Here is a 16,039-nt window from a genome sequence, read left to right on the forward strand (position 1 = left end):
GGAGGACGCTGATGGTTTCGGAACGCGGACTCGACGTCCTCAAGGCCATCGTGCACGACTACGTCGCCTCGCGGGAGCCCGTCGGGTCGAAGACGATCGTGGAGCGGCACGCGTTCGGCGTCTCCGCCGCGACCATCCGCAACGACATGGCCCTCCTCGAGGAGGAGGAACTCATCGTCGCCCCCCACACGTCGAGCGGGCGAGTCCCCACGGACAAGGGCTACCGGCTCTTCGTCGACCAGCTCGCCGATCGCCGACCGCTCTCGAGCGCTCAGCGGCTCGCGATCGAGCAGTTCCTCGGGGAGTCGATCGATCTCGATGATGTGCTCTCGCGCACCGTGCGGCTGCTCTCGCAACTCACGAACCAGGTCGCGCTCGTGCAGTACCCGTCGTTCACGAACGCGTCTGTGCGCCACGTCGAGCTCGTCACGCTCGCACCGTCGCGACTGCTCGCCGTCCTCATCACCGATTCAGGGCGGGTCGAGCAGCGCATCGTCGAAACCGTGACTCCCGTCGACCCGTCGGACGTCGATCGCGTCAAGGTCGCCATCGGCGATGCAGCGGTCGGACGGACGATCGCCGACGCCGCCGCCGCTCTCGAAGGGTTGCCCGATGACCTCGACGTCCCGCTGCAGCAGCTCGGCCGACTCGTCGCCGACGCCGTCATCGGCCAGCTGGGCCACTACCGTCAGGACCGGCTCGTCCTCGCGGGGTCGGCGAACCTCGCCCGCACCGAGGACGACTTCCGCAGCATCTTCCCCGTCCTCGAAGCGCTCGAGCAGCAGGTCGTCCTCCTTCGGCTGTTCGGGGAGATGCAGTCCGACGCGTTCGGCGTCTCCGCCCGCATCGGGCGCGAGAACGCCGCATACGGACTGTCCGAGACGAGCCTCGTCGTGAGCGATTACACGACGGCCCCGGGCGAAACGGCCCGCCTCGGCGTTCTCGGCCCCACCCGCATGGACTACTCGAGCAACATGGCCGCCGTTCGTGCTGTGGCTCGCTACCTGACCAGACTCCTCGGGGAGTCGTGACCCACGCCCGCCCCGCCCGGTGGGTGTTCGAAACCGTAATCCGCGTCGTCGGTCGTCCCCCGACACCGGCGCACCCCAGACGAAAGGCCCTGCGTGGCTGACCACTACGACGTCCTCGGCGTCTCGCGCGATGCGAGCGCCGACGAGATCAAGAAGGCGTACCGCAAGCTCGCCCGCGAGCTGCACCCCGACGTGAATCCCGGCGCCGATGCGTCCGAGCGGTTCAAGGAGGTCACGCACGCCTATGACGTGTTGAGCGACCCCGAACAGCGCCAGCGCTACGACCTCGGCGACGCCGGCGGCTTCGGAGGGGGCGGCGGGGCAGGGTTCTCGGGCTTCGGCGACATCTTCGATTCGTTCTTCGGCGGCGGGGCTCAACGTGGTCCGCGGTCCCGCCGGGAGCGAGGACAGGACGCGCTCCTGCGCGTCGAGGTGGACCTCGAGGAGGTCATCTTCGGGACGCACCGCGACCTCGAGGTCGACACGGCCGTCCTCTGCGAGACCTGCAACGGCTCGTGCTGCCAGCCGGGGACCGACCCCGTGACGTGTGACGTCTGTCGCGGAACCGGGCAGATCCAGCGCACGGTCCGATCGCTCCTGGGCAACGTCATGACGGCATCGCCGTGCGGCACCTGCCGCGGCTACGGCACCGTCATCCCTCACCCCTGCCTCACGTGCGGCGGTCAAGGGCGCGTGCGCGCCCACCGCACCGTTCCCGTCGACATCCCGGCCGGCGTCGACAGCGGTCTGCGTTTGCAGATGCCCGGCAGCGGCGAGGTCGGTCAGGCCGGCGGGCCCAACGGCGACCTGTTCCTCGAGATCTCCGTCCGCCCGAACGAGGACTTCAGCCGCAACGGCGACGACATCCTCTGCACGCTCGAGGTGCCCATGACGGACGCGATCCTCGGGGCCGAGACGACCGTCCCGGCCCTCGACGGCGACGTCGACGTCGAGCTGCGTCCCGGGGTTCAGAGCGGGGAGATCCTCACCGTGAAAGGCCGTGGCATCACGCGGCTGCGCGGTTCCGGTCGCGGCGACCTCCGAATCGGCATCCAGGTCGTGACACCCACGAAGCTCGATCACAAGGAGCGGGAACTCATCCAGAGGTTCGCGAAGGGCCGGAAGCAGCACGGGCCGCAACTCGCGCACTTCCATCAGGGCCTCTTCTCGAAGCTCCGCGACCGTTTCCTCGGCTGACCATGAGTTCCCTCTACCTCGTCGACGGGCTCGCGGATCACGCGGCCGGTGACCTCATCGCCCTCGACGGTCGTGAGGCGCACCACGCCGCCGTGAACCGTGTCCGGACGGGCGAGGACGTCCTGCTCGGAGACGGTCGGGGGACCATCGCCGACGCCACGGTCGAGTCCGTGACGGGCGGCGGAGTCGTGTTCCATATCGGTCCCCTCCGATCGGAGGAACGACCGCGACCCGAGCTGTGGCTCGCCCAGGCCCTCGCGAAGGGCGACCGCGACGAACTCGCGGTCCAGGCCGCGACAGAGGTCGGCGTCTCGGGCGTCGTGCCACTGCAGGCCGCTCGCAGCGTCTCCCGGTGGAGCGGGCCGAAGCTCGACAAGGGTGTCGCCCGTTGGGAGAGCATCGTGCGGGAGGCGAGCAAACAGGCCATCCGATCCTGGGTTCCGGACGTCGCCCCGCCGACCACCCCGGCGGCCCTCGTCGACCCGCGCGACCACGTGCTCGTGCTCCACCCGCGAGCGACCGTCCGACTCGCCGACGCCGTGCGCTCGACCCCGGACGACACGCGCCGCATCGTGCTCGTCGTTGGACCCGAGGGGGGCTTCGGAGCCGAGGAGATCACTGCGATGGCCGAGGCCGGAGCGACCCCGGTCGTCCTCGGCGACACCGTGCTGAGGACGTCGACGGCCGGCCCCGCGGCGATCGCCGTGGCAAACGTCGTGCTCGGTCGCTGGTGACGGCCCGTCCGCCCCGCCGCGGCCGTAGAATGGATGACATGACCACCACCGAACCGAGCATCTTCAGCCGCATCGTCGCGCGCGAGATCCCGGCGGACGTCGTGTTCGAGTCGGACGCGGTCATCGCCTTCCGCGACATCGCCCCGCAAGCGCCCGTTCACGTCCTCGTCGTCCCGAAGACGGAGGAGTACCGAGACGTGACGGAACTGGCGGCGAACGACCCCGCGCTGCTCGCGGAACTCGTCGCGACAGCGCAGCGCATCGCCTCCGACTTGGCCGACGGGCACTTCCGCCTCGTCTTCAACACCGGTGAGCGAGCCGGGCAGACCGTCTTCCACGTGCACGCGCACGTCCTCGCCGGCGGCCTCGAGGAGGCATCGCTTGGCGGAGCCTGACGGCGGCGGGGTCTCCCGCCTCCACATCGACGGAATCGCGCTCGTCCGCCTCTTCGGCCCGCAGGATCGGCTCCTGCGGACGATCGAGACCCAGTACCCGCTCGTCGAGGTTCAGACGCGCGGCAACGACATCACTTTGAGCGGCGACCCGGAGCAGGTCGCCGCCGCCACGACTCTCATCGAGGAGCTCCTCATCATGATCCGCAATGGGCAGGACCTCGATCCTGCCGAGGTCCGGTCGTCCGCCCGCATCATCGAGGGTGACGGCCGACCCGCCGACGTGCTCGGCGGTCAGGCCGTGCTCACTTCTCGCGGGAAGAGCATCCGGCCGAAGACCGCCGGGCAGAAGGCCTACGTCGACGCGATCGACGAGAACACGATCGTCTTCGGTATCGGGCCCGCCGGAACCGGGAAGACCTACCTCGCCATGGCGAAAGCCGTCCAGGCGCTCCAGCGCAAGGAAGTCAACCGCATCATCCTCACGCGTCCCGCCGTCGAGGCGGGGGAGCGGCTCGGGTTCCTCCCCGGGACACTCACCGACAAGATCGATCCCTACCTCCGCCCGCTGTACGATGCGCTCAACGAGATGATGGACCCCGAGCTCGTCCCCAAGCTGCTCGCCGCGGGAACGATCGAGGTCGCGCCGCTCGCCTACATGCGCGGTCGCACGCTCAACGACTCCTTCATCGTGCTCGACGAGGCGCAGAACACCTCGCCGGAGCAGATGAAGATGTTCCTCACGCGCCTCGGATTCGGCTCGAAGATGGTCATCACGGGCGACATCACCCAGATCGACCTGCCGACCAACGCCTCGGGCCTCCGACTCGTCACCCGTGTCCTCGCCGACATCGACGACATCCACTTCGCCCGGCTCACGAGCGAGGACGTCGTCCGCCACACGCTCGTCGGCCGCATCGTCGACGCGTACAGCGAGTACGACGCCCGCAAGCAGGCAGACCACTTCGAGCGTGAACAGGCGCGCGAGTTCGCGAACCGCGCCGAGCGCCGAGGCGCCGCTCCCCGGGACCGCATGCCGCGTGGAGGCCGCTCATGAGCATCGAGATCAACAACGAGTCCGGGGTCGACGTCGACGAGAGCAGGATCCTCCGCATCGCCGACTTCGCGCTCGGCGTCATGCACGTGAGCGAGGAGGCGGAGCTCAACATCGTGCTCGTCGACGAGGCCGCCATGGAGCAACTGCACGTGCAGTGGATGGACGAGCCCGGCCCCACGGACGTGCTGAGTTTCCCGATGGACGAACTCCGTCCGGGCACTGAGGACGACCCGACCCCTCCAGGCCTGCTCGGTGACATCGTGCTCTGCCCTCAGGTCGCAGAGTCGCAGGCCGAGACCGCCGGTCACGCCACGATCGACGAGTTGCTGCTGCTCACGACGCACGGCGTCCTCCACCTCCTGGGATTCGACCACGCGGAGCCCGATGAGGAGAAGGAGATGTTCGGCATCCAGCGCGACATCCTCCTCGGTTTCGCGATGCGTGAGCGGCGCGGCTGACACATGCTCCTCGTCTGGCTCATCGCCGGGTCGTTGCTCCTCGTCGCGTTCGCCGGCCTCATCTCGGCCGCCGAGGCGGCGATCTCCGTCAAGTCGCGCGCCGACATCCTCGCGCTCGCGATCGAGTCGCGGACACGCACCTCGCTCGTCCGCATCGCCGAGGACAGCGGGACCCACGCGAACGCCCTCTCGTTCATCAGGATCTGCGCGGAGACGACGGCCGCTGTGCTCGTGACCCTCGCATTCTCGTTCTCCCTCGACTCGTTGTGGCTCGCTCTCGTACTGTCCGCCCTCCTCATGACCGCCGTCTCGTTCGTGCTCGTGGGTGCGAGCCCTCGCGGCTTCGGTCGGAACAACGCCGACGCCATCCTCCAGGTCAGCGCGCCCGTGGTCCACGCCGTCCGTGTGGTCCTCGGCCCGCTCGCCGACGCGCTCGTGTCCTTCGGCAACCGGGTCACTCCCGGCGTCTCCCGGAACTCGGCCTTCTCGTCCGAGGAGCAATTGCTCAGCATGGTTGACGAGGCGACGGAGCTCGCGGTGCTGGAGGAGGACGAGCGCGCGCTCATCCACTCGATCTTCGAGTTCAACCAGACCGTCATCCGCGAGGTGATGGTCCCACGGACCGACATGATCGTGATCGACGCGGGGGAGAGCGTCCAGGAGGCGACCGGCGTGTTCCTCCGCACGGGTGTCTCCCGCCTTCCCGTGATCGACGGTGACGTCGACGAGATCGTGGGCATCCTCTACCTCAAGGATGTCGCACGTATCGGCTACGAGACGCCCGCCGAGGCCGAACGTCTCACGGCCGGTGCGATCGCGAAACCCGCTCTCTTCGTCCCCGAGTCGAAGAAGGCCGACTCCCTGCTCGCCCAGATGCAAGCGGAATCGAACCACCTCGCGATCGTCGTCGACGAGTACGGCGGCGTGGCCGGTCTCGTCACGATCGAGGACCTCATCGAGGAGCTCGTCGGGGAGATCTCCGACGAGTACGACACCGAGCTCGACGAGGTCGTCGCTCTCGAGGACGACGGCCACCGGGTGAGCGCACGCCTCGCGATCGACGAGCTGGGCGAGCTCTACGGCATCGAGCTCGAGGACGATGACGTCGACACGGTCGGCGGCCTGCTCACGAAGCACCTCGGCAGGCTCCCCACGTCGGGCGACGAGGTGACGGCGAACGGACTGGTCCTCACCGCCGACCGGGTGGAAGGGCGGCGGAAGCGACTCGTGACCGTCGTCGTACGACCGACGGAGGCGCTCGACGAGATTCGCGCAGCGCTCGCACGAGAGGCAGCGGAATGACCGAAGACCAGCACGACGACACCGTGTCCGAGCACGACGGGCCGTCCGAGCACGACGGCGACGCGACGACGGATGCGACGGAGGGGCGGAACGCGTACCGGGCGGGGTTCGTGTCGTTCGTCGGACGACCGAACGTCGGCAAGTCGACGCTCACCAATGCGCTCGTCGGTGAGAAGGTCGCGATCACGAGCTCGAAGCCGCAGACCACACGACGGGCCATCCGCGGCATCGTCCACCGCCCGGACGGGCAGATCGTCATCGTCGACACCCCCGGGATCCATCGGCCGCGGACACTGCTCGGTCAACGTCTCAACGATCTCGTCGAATCGACACTCGGTGACGTCGACGTCATCGGGCTGTGCATCCCCGCAGACGAGAAGATCGGCCCGGGGGACCGGTTCATCAACGAGCAACTGGACCGCTACGGGCGGGCGAAGAAGATCGCGATCGTCACGAAGATCGACGACGTGCCGAAGGACCGTGTCGGCGATCAGCTCATCGCCGTCTCGCAACTGCGCGAGTGGGACTCCATCGTGCCCGTGTCCTCGACCGAGGGGATCCAGCTCGACGTGTTGAGCAGCGAGATCCTCGCCCTGCTGCCGGTCTCGGTCGCGCTGTATCCCGACGAGGCCGTCACCGAGGAGTCGCTCGAGGACCGGGTCGCCGAACTCGTGCGGGAAGCAGCGCTCGAGGGCGTCACCGACGAGCTCCCGCACTCCCTCGCGGTCACGATCGACGACATCCAGCGGCGGGAGGACAAGGACCTCGTCGAGATCTACGCGAACGTCTTCGTCGAGCGCGACAGCCAGAAGGCGATCATCATCGGGAAGGGCGGCTCCCGGCTGCGCGACGTCGGGATCCGGGCGCGGGCCGAGATCGAGCCACTCGTCGGATCACCCGTCTTCCTCTCGCTGCGCGTCAAAGTCGCGAAGGAGTGGCAGCGCGACCCGAAGCAGTTGCGGCGCCTCGGCTTCTGAGCCCGTCTGCCCGTCAGCCCGTCAGCCCGGAGGATGATCTTCGTCGCCCGTCCGGCTGACGGGCGGCGAGACCGAGAGATGAGCGACGCCCGTCACGTTAGCGTGGAGTGATGACTCGGGACCTCACGCGTACGCAACTCGTCGTCGACGGCGTCGTGGCGATCGTCGTCGGTGTGCTCTTCCTCCCGTTCGTCATGCTCTCGCCGATCCCCGGCGTGAGCGCCGTCGTCGTCATCCTGCTCGCCGCCGGTCTCGCCGTGCGGAGGTATTCCCCCGCCTCGGCTCTGTCCATCGCGTGGTTCGCGGTCGCCATCCAGCTCTCGGGCCAGCAGCCGGCCAACGTCTACGACGCCATGATCCTCGGCGTCCTCTACGCGGTGGGGCGTTACGGCGACGGCTGGGTCCGCTGGTACGGCCTCGTCTCGGCGATCGGCGGAGGCGTCATCGCCTCCGTCTACACGGTCGCTCAGGTGTACGGCGGCGGAACGATCATCTCCATGGTCGAGCCGGCGAACCTGTCGGTGGCGATCTTCAGCATCGTGACCGCATCGGCGGCGGCGATCTTCGTCCTCACGATCGCGTGGGGTCTCGGAGTCCTCATGCGCCAGTCGGCGGCGACCCGCGCCTCGCGGGCCGAGCAGTTCCGCCTGGAGCAGGAGAGACGGCTCGCCGAGCGGACGATCGTCGTCGAGCAGGAACGGAACCGGATCGCTCGCGACATGCACGACGTCGTCGCGCACTCCCTCGCCGTCGTCATCGCCCAGGCCGACGGGGCGCGATACGCGATGGCCACGGCCCCGCAGGTCGGGGAGGCGGCGCTCGAGACGATCTCCGAGACCGCGAGGGCTGCGCTCGTCGACGTCCGCGTCCTCCTCGCGGAGTTGCGGCACAGCCAGTCGGGTGGACCGCAACCGATGATCGGCGACCTCGACCGGCTCGTCGAGCAGATGCGGGCGGCAGGACTGGACATCCGCTTCGAGGAGAGCGGGGAGGCGCGGCCGATGCCGGCGAGCCACCAGATCGCCGTCTACCGCATCGCTCAGGAGTCGCTCACGAACGCGCTCCGACACGGCGACCGGTCACGACCCGTGTCCGTGAGCGTCATCTGGGTGCCCCACGGCGTCGTCGTCCGCGTCCAGAACGAGGTGCTCCCCGGCCCGGTCTCGTCGTCCCCCGGGCACGGCATCGCCGGGATGCGCGAGCGAGCCGAGCTCACCGGGGGCCGCCTCGTCGCCGAGACGATCGGCGACGAGGCGTTCCGCGTCGAAGCCCTCATCCCGTTCCCGCAACCCCTCAGAGAGGCCAACGCATGACCGACGCCCCGATCTCCGTCCTCCTCGTCGACGACCAGTCGCTCTTCCGGGCGGGCATCCGCATGCTCGTCGACTCCCAGCCGGACCTGACGATCGTCGCCGAGGCGGAGGACGGTGCCGTGGGGGTCGCGCGGGCCGTCGACCTGCGACCCGACGTCGTACTCATGGACGTTCGGATGCCCGTGATGGACGGCATCGAAGCCACGAGCGCCATCCTCGAACGCTTCGACGCCGCAGGCGTTCCCGCGCCCCGGATCATCGTCCTCACCACGTTCGATCTCGACGAAGCCGCCGCGACGGCACTCCGACGCGGAGCGAGCGGATTCCTTCTCAAGGACACCCATCCGGAATTCCTCCTCGCCGCCATCCGCACGGTGTACGCCGGGAACGCCGTCATCGCGCCGAGCGCGACCGTCGAACTCTTCCGACACGTCGGGGGAGGGACGACGTCCCCGGTGCCTCCGGAATTCTCGACACTCACGTCGCGCGAGCACGACATCTTCCTCTTCGCCGCGGCCGGGCTCAGTAACGCGGAGATCGCCGCGCAGGAGTTCGTGAGCGAAGCCACCGTCAAGACCCACATCTCGCGCGTGCTCGCGAAGCTCGGTCTGCGCGACCGCGTCCAGCTCGTGATCTACGCGTACGAGCACGGTCTCGTCGATCCGGGACGGCTTCATCCTCACGGATGACGGCTGATCAGACCGGGTGCCGACGCGCCCGACCGGTGCCGCTTCCTAGCGTGGAAGCATGACGATCACCACAACAGAGATGGGCCTCGCGGCCCGCGTCGCCGGCGTCTCCCGGCGTTTCGGAGTCGGCCACGGAGCCGTCGTCGCGCTCGACGACGTCTCGGTCGGGATCCGGCGCGGCGAGTTCACCGCCATCATGGGGCCGAGCGGATCGGGCAAGTCCACCCTCATGCACATCATGGCCGGGCTCGACTCGAGTGACGGCGGCAACGTCTGGTTGGGCGACACCGACATCACCCGGCTTCCCGACCGTGAATTGACGCTCCTGCGGCGGCGCCGGATCGGCTTCGTCTTCCAATCGTTCAACCTCGTCCCGACCCTCGACGCCCGCTCCAACATCCTCCTGCCCTTCGACCTCGACGGACGGAAGCCGAACGTCGACGAGAGCCGCTGGATCGAGTCCCTCGTCGACACCCTCGGAATCGCCGGTCGCCTCACGCACCGTCCGCACGAACTGAGCGGCGGCCAGCAGCAGCGCGTCGCCATCGCCCGGGCCCTCGCGACGCGACCGGACCTCGTCTTCGCTGACGAACCGACGGGCAATCTCGACTCGCGGAGCGGCCGAGAGGTCCTGACGCTCCTCACGGAGGCGTGCTCGCGCTTCGGTCAGTCGATCGCAATGGTCACGCACGATCCGATCGCCGCGTCATACGCGGACCGGATCCTTTTCCTCGCCGACGGCCGCATCGTCGACGAGCGCCCGCGCTCGACCCCCGAGGAGATCTCCGCCCTCATGCTCGCGATGGAGGCGACCCGATGAGGATGCGTTGGCGCGAATACCGGGCGACCCTCCTCGTGGCGGCCCTGTCTGCCGCGTTCGGTGCCCTCTTGCTGCAGGGCACTGTGCTGCTCACCGCCCTCGTCGCGGGCGACGCCATCGGCGAGAAGGAGTCGGTGCAGGTCGCGCTGTCCCTCGTCTCGGTCGTGTTCTTCGCGATCGCCGTGTACGTCGGCGGGATCGTGACCGCGAACACCGTCGGAACGGTCATCGCCGGGCGCACGCGGGACATCGCCCTCCTCCGGCTCGTCGGGGCCGACGCCCGTCGACTCCGGGCCGGTATCGCCCGCGACGGCATCCTCGTCGGGCTCGCGGGAGCGGCGATCGGGATCGTCGTCGGTATCGCCCTCATGGAGGCGCTCGTCCTGATCGGTCGCTCCTCCGGCGACCTGCCCGCCGACATCCCCGCCGTCGTGACCCCGATGCTGGTCGCCCCGCTCGTGGCCGTGACGGTCGTGACGTGGCTCTCCTCCTGGGTCGGCTCCCGTCGCATCCTCGCGGTGACGCCGCTCCAGGCGTCGGCCGCCGCGGTCGAGCCCGACGCCGAGACGATCCACTCGGCTGTCGGTCGACGCATCGCCGCGATCGTGCTCATCGTCACCGGCGCCCTGCTCCTCGGGGGTGGGGTCGTCATGGGTCTCGTTACGATGCTCGGAGTCCTCGTTGGCATGGTGGGGGGAATCCTGTCGTTCTCCGGCATCGTGCTCGCTGCACCCATCGTGATGCCGAGGGTGCTCCGGCTCGTCGGCAAGGCCATGGGATCGTCACCGACGGCGCGCCTCGCCGCAGAGAACGCCGTCCGGAATCCCGCGCGCAGTTCCCGCGCGACGATCGGGCTCGTGATCGGCGTCACGCTCGTGACCATGTTCGCGGTCGCGACGTCGAGCTACTACGACATGATCCTCCGGGCGAGCGAGCAGTACCCCGAGGACTACGCCGGTGCCGACGAGACCCTCGCCGTCACGATCGGCGTGTTCTCCGTCCTCTTCGGTTTCAGTGCGGTCATCGCCGCCGTCGGGATGGTCAACACGCTGTCACTGAGCGTCCTCCAGCGCCAGCGTGAGCTCGGTCTGCTGCGAGCGCTCGGATTCACGGCCGGTCAGGTCCGTCGAATGGTGCTCGCCGAGGCGGCACAGATGTCCGTCGCGTCGGTCCTGTTCGGTGTCGTCCTCGGCACCGTCTACGGCTGGTGCGGGGCCCAGGCCTTGCTCGGCTCGATGCTCGGTGGTGGTCTCGTCGCGCCGAGCCTGCCGTGGTTCGTGCTCGGCGGCGCCGTCGTCGCCGCCGCGATCCTCGCGGCGGCCTCCTCGGTGGCGCCCGCACGACGCGCGACGCGCGTCACTCCGGTCGCGGCACTCGCGGTCGACTGACCATCGGACAGCTGGCGCGAGCACGGTGCGACCTGGAACGTCCCGGTCGCACCGTGCTAGCCTGACGTCGTGCTGTTCGGTTCGCTCCTCCTTAGCTGCCGCGACGAGGCTTAGCCGCTTTCTCCTCGTCGCGGAGTCCGTCGTGACCTACGTAGACGTTTTCAAGGAGTAGAGCAATGAAGAACACCCAGAAGCCCTCGGCCATGCCGATCCACAAGTACCAGCCGTTCCACGAGCAGATCGCCGTCGATCTCCCCGACCGCACCTGGCCCGGGAAGCGCATCACGGAGGCGCCGCGCTGGTGCGCCGTCGACCTGCGGGACGGCAACCAGGCGCTCATCGACCCGATGAGCCCCGAACGCAAGCGCGTCATGTTCGACCTGCTGGTCTCGATGGGCTACAAGGAGATCGAGGTCGGCTTCCCGAGCGCCTCGCAGACCGACTTCGACTTCGTGCGCAGCCTCATCGAGGAGGACGCGATCCCCGAAGACGTCACGATCCAGGTCCTGACGCAAGCACGCGAGCACCTCATCGAGCGGACCTACGAGTCCATCGCCGGTGCGAAGCAAGCGATCGTCCACCTCTACAACTCGACGAGCGTGCTGCAGCGCGACGTCGTGTTCCGTACCGACCGTCAGGGCATCATCGACATCGCTCTGGCCGGTGCACGCTTGTGCCGTCAGATGGAGTCGCGCGTCCCCGGGACCACGGTGTTCTACGAGTACTCGCCGGAGAGCTACACCGGCACGGAGCTCGAGTTCGCCGTCGACATCTGCAACCAGGTGATCGAGGTCTTCGAGCCGACGCCGGACCGCAAGGTCATCATCAACCTCCCCGCGACCGTCGAGATGGCGACGCCCAACGTCTACGCGGACTCGATCGAGTGGATGTCGCGCCACCTCGCGCACCGGGAGAACGTCATCCTCTCGCTGCACCCCCACAACGACCGCGGCACGGCGATCGCCGCCGCCGAGCTCGGCTACCTCGCCGGGGCCGACCGCATCGAGGGCTGCCTCTTCGGCAACGGCGAACGCACCGGCAACGTCGACCTCGTCGCGCTCGGCGTCAATCTGTTCACGCAAGGCGTCGACCCCCAGATCGACTTCAGCGACATCGATTCGATCAAGCGCACCGTCGAGTACTGCAACCAGCTTCCGGTGCCCGAGCGCAGCCCCTGGGCCGGTGATCTCGTCTTCACGGCGTTCAGCGGATCGCACCAGGACGCGATCAAGAAGGGCTTCGAGCGGATGGCGAGCGACGCCGCGGCCCAGGGCGTCTCCGTCGACGAGCTGCAGTGGGCCGTGCCGTACCTTCCGGTGGACCCGAAGGACCTCGGCCGGAGCTACGAAGCGGTCATCCGCGTCAACTCGCAGTCGGGCAAGGGCGGCGTCGCCTACCTGCTGAAGAGCGACTACGGCCTCGACCTTCCGCGCAAGCTGCAGATCGAGTTCTCGACCGTCGTGCAGGCGAAGACCGACGCGGAGGGCGGCGAGCTCACGAGCGCCGCGATCTGGCGCATCTTCGAGGACGAGTACTTGCCGTCCGCTGACGAGGAGGCGCGCTGGGGCCGGTTCGAGCTGCGGCATGCGCGCACGTCGAGCGACCTCTCGGGGGTCGTCGAGCTCACCGTCCAGCTGCGCGACGGCGAGGAGATCGAGAAGAGCACGTCGACGGGCAATGGCCCGATCGACGCGTTCCTCGACATCCTCCGCGGACACGGCGTCGACGTCACGCTCTACGACTACGTCGAGCACGCGATGAGCGAGGGTGGCGACGCGCGTGCAGCGTCATACGTCGAGCTGCAGGTCGACGGCAAGCGACTGTGGGGCGTCGGCATCGACAGCGACATCGCCGTCGCGTCGCTCAAGGCCATCGTCTCCGCCGTCAACCGGGGCATCCGCACCGGACAGGTCGACCGCGAACTCGCCTCCGTCTGAGCAGCGGCTCCGCGGCGCCGCCCCCGAGTTCCGGGGGCGGCGCCGTCGTATCAGGGCGACTTCAGGACGCACCTCCTGTTCATGTCCGGTTCTCCACCGGGACACGTGGGGGTGACGCGACGTTCGACGTGACCTGTTTGAGTGGGGCAGCATTCATCCCCTGACGGAAAGCCGGGTCATGACCACGTCGCAGCGCCGCATCGAACTCCTCCCCATGGCCGGACACGTGAAGGGCAAGCGCAGCGCGGTGACGTGTGCGCTCAAGTGCTCCAACGCGTGCGCAGCCGGGGTCTGCAACACCTCGTCGAACGGCTACTTCCGTGACATCGTGAGCGCGCAGATGTCGCGCCGCACGGCCCTCGGTCTCGGCCTCGCGGGTGTCGTCACCGTAGCCGCCGGCTCCTTCGGGGTCACACGCACCTCTCCGGCCGTCGCCGCCGCAGGCGGGCCCTTCGGCGCGGCCGTGCCGTCGGCCCTCGCCTTCACCCCGATCGCGCCCGTGCCCGCCACCGCGGACGAGTTCATCGTTCCGGAGGGCTTCTCGTGGCAGCCCATCATCCGGTGGGGCGACCCCCTCTTCACCGACAGTGCCGCGTTCGACATCGGGAACCAGACTGCGGAGTCGCAGGCCGGCCAGTTCGGCTACAACAACGATTACACCGACATCGTCGAGATCCCGGGTTCGAACCGCCTGCGTGCCCTGCTCTTCGCCAACCACGAGTACACGAACGAGAACATCATGTTCTCGGAGGACGAGATCGCGAACGATCCGGCGCGGGTCCGTGCAGTCGGACGCGCCGCCCACGGTCTCACGGTCGTCGAGCTCGAGCGGACCGCGGTGGACCGCCCCTGGAGCTATGTGCGCGGGGCCGAGCACAACCGCCGTTTCCTCATCGACACGCCGTACCGCATGACGGGAGCCGCCGCTGGGTCGGCGCTCCTCACCACGGTCGCCGACCCCACGGGTCGCTCCGTGCTCGGCACCCTCGGCAACTGCGCGGGCGGGACGACACCGTGGGGAACGATCCTCTCGGGCGAGGAGAACTTCAACGGCTACTTCCGTTCGACCGGGACGAGCGCGACCGACAAGCGGTACGGTCTCACCGATGCAGCGACGACGCGCCAGTGGGAGCTCGACGACGCCCGCTTCGACGCACGCACCCCCGGTTACGAGAACGAGGTGAACCGCTTCGGCTGGATCGTCGAGGTCGACCCGTTCGACCCCGACTCGACTCCGGTCAAGCACACGGCGCTCGGCCGGCTCAAGCACGAGGGCGCCAACGTCTCGATCGCGGCGAACGGCAAGGTCGTCGCCTACACGGGTGACGACGAGCGCTTCGACTACCTCTACAAGTTCGTCTCGAAGAAGTCGTACATCGAGGGCGACCGCGCCCACAACAAGACGCTCCTCGAGGAGGGCGACCTCTTCGTCGCCCGCTTCGCCGGGGACTCGCCGGCGTCCGAGATCACCGGCACCGGCGCGGTCCCCTCCGACGGCTCGTTCGACGGCACGGGGGAGTGGATCCCGCTCGTGGTCGCCGGCGCCTCCGCCATCCCCGGGATGACCGTCGAGGAGGTTCTCGTCTACACGCGAGTCGCCGCCGACCTCGCGGGGGCCACGAAGATGGACCGCTGCGAGGACGTGGAGCCGAACCCGATCACGGGAAAGGTCTATGTCGCGTGCACGAACAACTCGAACCGCGGCAACCCCGGCACGGAGGGCCCGACGGAGGTCAACCCGCGCGCGCAGAACCGCGACGGTCACATCGTGGAGATCACCGAGGCGGGCGGCGACCAGACGGCGACGACCTTCACGTGGAACCTCCTGATGCTCTGCGGCGACTACACGCAAGGCGATGTCGTCTACTTCTCCGGCTTCCCGAAAGAGCAGGTCTCGCCGATCTCGTGCCCCGACAACCTCGCCTTCGACTCCGTCGGCAACCTCTGGATCTCGACCGACGGCGCCCCCTCCGGCATCGGCTACAACGACGGCCTCTTCAAGGTGTCCCTTGAGGGCGCGGACCGCGGCAACGTCGAGCAGTTCCTCTCCGTGCCGCGCGAGGCGGAGACGTGCGGGCCGATCATCCGTGACCTCGATCAGCACGTGTTCGTCTCCGTCCAGCACCCCGGCGAGGACGGCTCCCTCGAGGAGCCGACCTCCTACTTCCCGGACTACGCCCGACCGGCAGCGCGGCTCGTCGGAGCCGTCGCGGCGCCGCGCCCCTCCGTCGTCCAGGTACTCCCGACGGTCCAACTCGAGGAGCCGACACCCACTCCGACTCCGACTCCGACACCCACGGCGACCCCAGCGCCCACCGCTTCGCCGACCGCCGGCCCGACGCTTCCCACACCGAGCCCGAGCGGCCCCGCCGGCCCGGCTACGGGGACAGGAGCCGGAACCGGTAACGGTGGCGGACTCGCCGCGACCGGTGCCGAGACCGGCGGCATCATCGCCGCGGCCGCCGCCCTCCTGGCCACGGGAGCCGCGGCCATCGGGCTCCGCGCCCGCCGCACGGGAAAGCCCGAAGCGACCGAGGAGCCGACCGAGGGCTGAGCCCGGTCCTCTCCCGCTCTCGAGCGGCCGGAGCACCGTGTCACCGCGGACGTCGGGCGCGGCGGAGCGAGGCTCTATCCGCCGCTCGCCATAAGCGAGGAGACCCGTCGCGTTCGCCTCGAATGCCGTCCGCATCCGGTCATGGCTCCCCTCGTCGCGACTCGGCGCCGCTCGTGTGTGGCGGACCTGA

The 16,039-nt window shown here is 68.9% G+C and carries 14 protein-coding genes; all 14 read left to right on the top strand.

Annotated elements, in window-relative coordinates:
- Positions 1-11 precede the first annotated feature (11 nt).
- Positions 12-1,031: a heat-inducible transcriptional repressor HrcA gene (gene hrcA, locus ELQ92_RS09580; RefSeq protein WP_128498749.1), complete on the top strand. Its 1,020-nt coding sequence runs from the start codon at positions 12-14 to the stop codon at positions 1,029-1,031.
- Positions 1,032-1,124: 93 nt separating this feature from the next.
- On the top strand, positions 1,125-2,228 hold the full coding sequence (gene dnaJ, locus ELQ92_RS09585) for a molecular chaperone DnaJ (protein WP_128498750.1): 1,104 nt from the start codon (positions 1,125-1,127) through the stop codon (positions 2,226-2,228).
- A gap of 2 nt (positions 2,229-2,230) precedes the next feature.
- Positions 2,231-2,962: a 16S rRNA (uracil(1498)-N(3))-methyltransferase gene (locus ELQ92_RS09590; protein WP_128498751.1), complete on the top strand. Its 732-nt coding sequence runs from the start codon at positions 2,231-2,233 to the stop codon at positions 2,960-2,962.
- Between the two features lie 38 nt (positions 2,963-3,000).
- The gene (locus ELQ92_RS09595) at positions 3,001-3,357 is read left to right on the top strand and encodes a histidine triad nucleotide-binding protein (protein WP_128498752.1); all 357 of its coding nucleotides are present in this window, start codon (positions 3,001-3,003) and stop codon (positions 3,355-3,357) included.
- Positions 3,344-4,411 (top strand): PhoH family protein, encoded by a 1,068-nt coding sequence (locus tag ELQ92_RS09600; protein ID WP_128498753.1) that lies wholly within the window; start codon positions 3,344-3,346, stop codon positions 4,409-4,411. Before ELQ92_RS09595 ends, ELQ92_RS09600 begins: the two co-directional genes overlap by 14 nt.
- Entirely contained in the window at positions 4,408-4,869 is a 462-nt protein-coding gene (gene ybeY, locus ELQ92_RS09605) for an rRNA maturation RNase YbeY (protein WP_128498754.1), read from the top strand. The genes ELQ92_RS09600 and ybeY overlap by 4 nt, the downstream gene beginning before the upstream one ends.
- Positions 4,870-4,872: 3 nt before the next feature.
- Positions 4,873-6,171, top strand: a complete 1,299-nt coding sequence (locus ELQ92_RS09610; RefSeq protein ID WP_128498755.1) for a hemolysin family protein — start codon at positions 4,873-4,875, stop codon at positions 6,169-6,171.
- Positions 6,168-7,148, top strand: a complete 981-nt coding sequence (gene era / locus ELQ92_RS09615) for a GTPase Era (RefSeq protein WP_128498756.1) — start codon at positions 6,168-6,170, stop codon at positions 7,146-7,148. Before ELQ92_RS09610 ends, era begins: the two co-directional genes overlap by 4 nt.
- Positions 7,149-7,258: 110 nt before the next feature.
- A complete protein-coding gene (locus ELQ92_RS09620; RefSeq protein ID WP_128498757.1) occupies positions 7,259-8,461 on the top strand; it encodes a sensor histidine kinase in 1,203 nt (400 codons plus the stop codon).
- The gene (locus ELQ92_RS09625; protein WP_128498758.1) at positions 8,458-9,150 is read left to right on the top strand and encodes a response regulator; all 693 of its coding nucleotides are present in this window, start codon (positions 8,458-8,460) and stop codon (positions 9,148-9,150) included. The genes ELQ92_RS09620 and ELQ92_RS09625 overlap by 4 nt, the downstream gene beginning before the upstream one ends.
- A 58-nt stretch (positions 9,151-9,208) precedes the next feature.
- Positions 9,209-9,970: an ABC transporter ATP-binding protein gene (locus ELQ92_RS09630; protein WP_128498759.1), complete on the top strand. Its 762-nt coding sequence runs from the start codon at positions 9,209-9,211 to the stop codon at positions 9,968-9,970.
- The gene (locus tag ELQ92_RS09635) at positions 9,967-11,358 is read left to right on the top strand and encodes an ABC transporter permease (protein WP_128498760.1); all 1,392 of its coding nucleotides are present in this window, start codon (positions 9,967-9,969) and stop codon (positions 11,356-11,358) included. The genes ELQ92_RS09630 and ELQ92_RS09635 overlap by 4 nt, the downstream gene beginning before the upstream one ends.
- Positions 11,359-11,534: 176 nt before the next feature.
- Positions 11,535-13,295, top strand: a complete 1,761-nt coding sequence (gene leuA, locus ELQ92_RS09640; RefSeq protein ID WP_128498761.1) for a 2-isopropylmalate synthase — start codon at positions 11,535-11,537, stop codon at positions 13,293-13,295.
- 178 nt (positions 13,296-13,473) lie between these two features.
- Complete coding sequence (locus ELQ92_RS09645; protein WP_128498762.1) at positions 13,474-15,849, top strand: PhoX family protein; 2,376 nt, start codon at positions 13,474-13,476, stop codon at positions 15,847-15,849.
- Positions 15,850-16,039 lie beyond the last annotated feature (190 nt).

Source organism: Labedella populi, assembly GCF_004078655.1.
GTDB lineage: Bacteria > Actinomycetota > Actinomycetes > Actinomycetales > Microbacteriaceae > Labedella > Labedella populi.

Excerpts from the sequence above, each read along its gene's own strand:
- hrcA (WP_128498749.1), top strand. The coding sequence starts at position 12 with ATGGTTTCGGAACGCGGACTCGACGTCCTCAAGGCCATCGTGCACGAC.
- ELQ92_RS09590 (WP_128498751.1), top strand. The coding sequence starts at position 2,231 with ATGAGTTCCCTCTACCTCGTCGACGGGCTCGCGGATCACGCGGCCGGT.
- ELQ92_RS09595 (WP_128498752.1), top strand. The coding sequence starts at position 3,001 with ATGACCACCACCGAACCGAGCATCTTCAGCCGCATCGTCGCGCGCGAG.
- ybeY (WP_128498754.1), top strand. The coding sequence starts at position 4,408 with ATGAGCATCGAGATCAACAACGAGTCCGGGGTCGACGTCGACGAGAGC.
- ELQ92_RS09610 (WP_128498755.1), top strand. The coding sequence starts at position 4,873 with ATGCTCCTCGTCTGGCTCATCGCCGGGTCGTTGCTCCTCGTCGCGTTC.
- era (WP_128498756.1), top strand. The coding sequence starts at position 6,168 with ATGACCGAAGACCAGCACGACGACACCGTGTCCGAGCACGACGGGCCG.
- ELQ92_RS09620 (WP_128498757.1), top strand. The coding sequence starts at position 7,259 with ATGACTCGGGACCTCACGCGTACGCAACTCGTCGTCGACGGCGTCGTG.
- ELQ92_RS09625 (WP_128498758.1), top strand. The coding sequence starts at position 8,458 with ATGACCGACGCCCCGATCTCCGTCCTCCTCGTCGACGACCAGTCGCTC.
- ELQ92_RS09630 (WP_128498759.1), top strand. The coding sequence starts at position 9,209 with ATGACGATCACCACAACAGAGATGGGCCTCGCGGCCCGCGTCGCCGGC.
- ELQ92_RS09635 (WP_128498760.1), top strand. The coding sequence starts at position 9,967 with ATGAGGATGCGTTGGCGCGAATACCGGGCGACCCTCCTCGTGGCGGCC.
- leuA (WP_128498761.1), top strand. The coding sequence starts at position 11,535 with ATGAAGAACACCCAGAAGCCCTCGGCCATGCCGATCCACAAGTACCAG.
- ELQ92_RS09645 (WP_128498762.1), top strand. The coding sequence starts at position 13,474 with ATGACCACGTCGCAGCGCCGCATCGAACTCCTCCCCATGGCCGGACAC.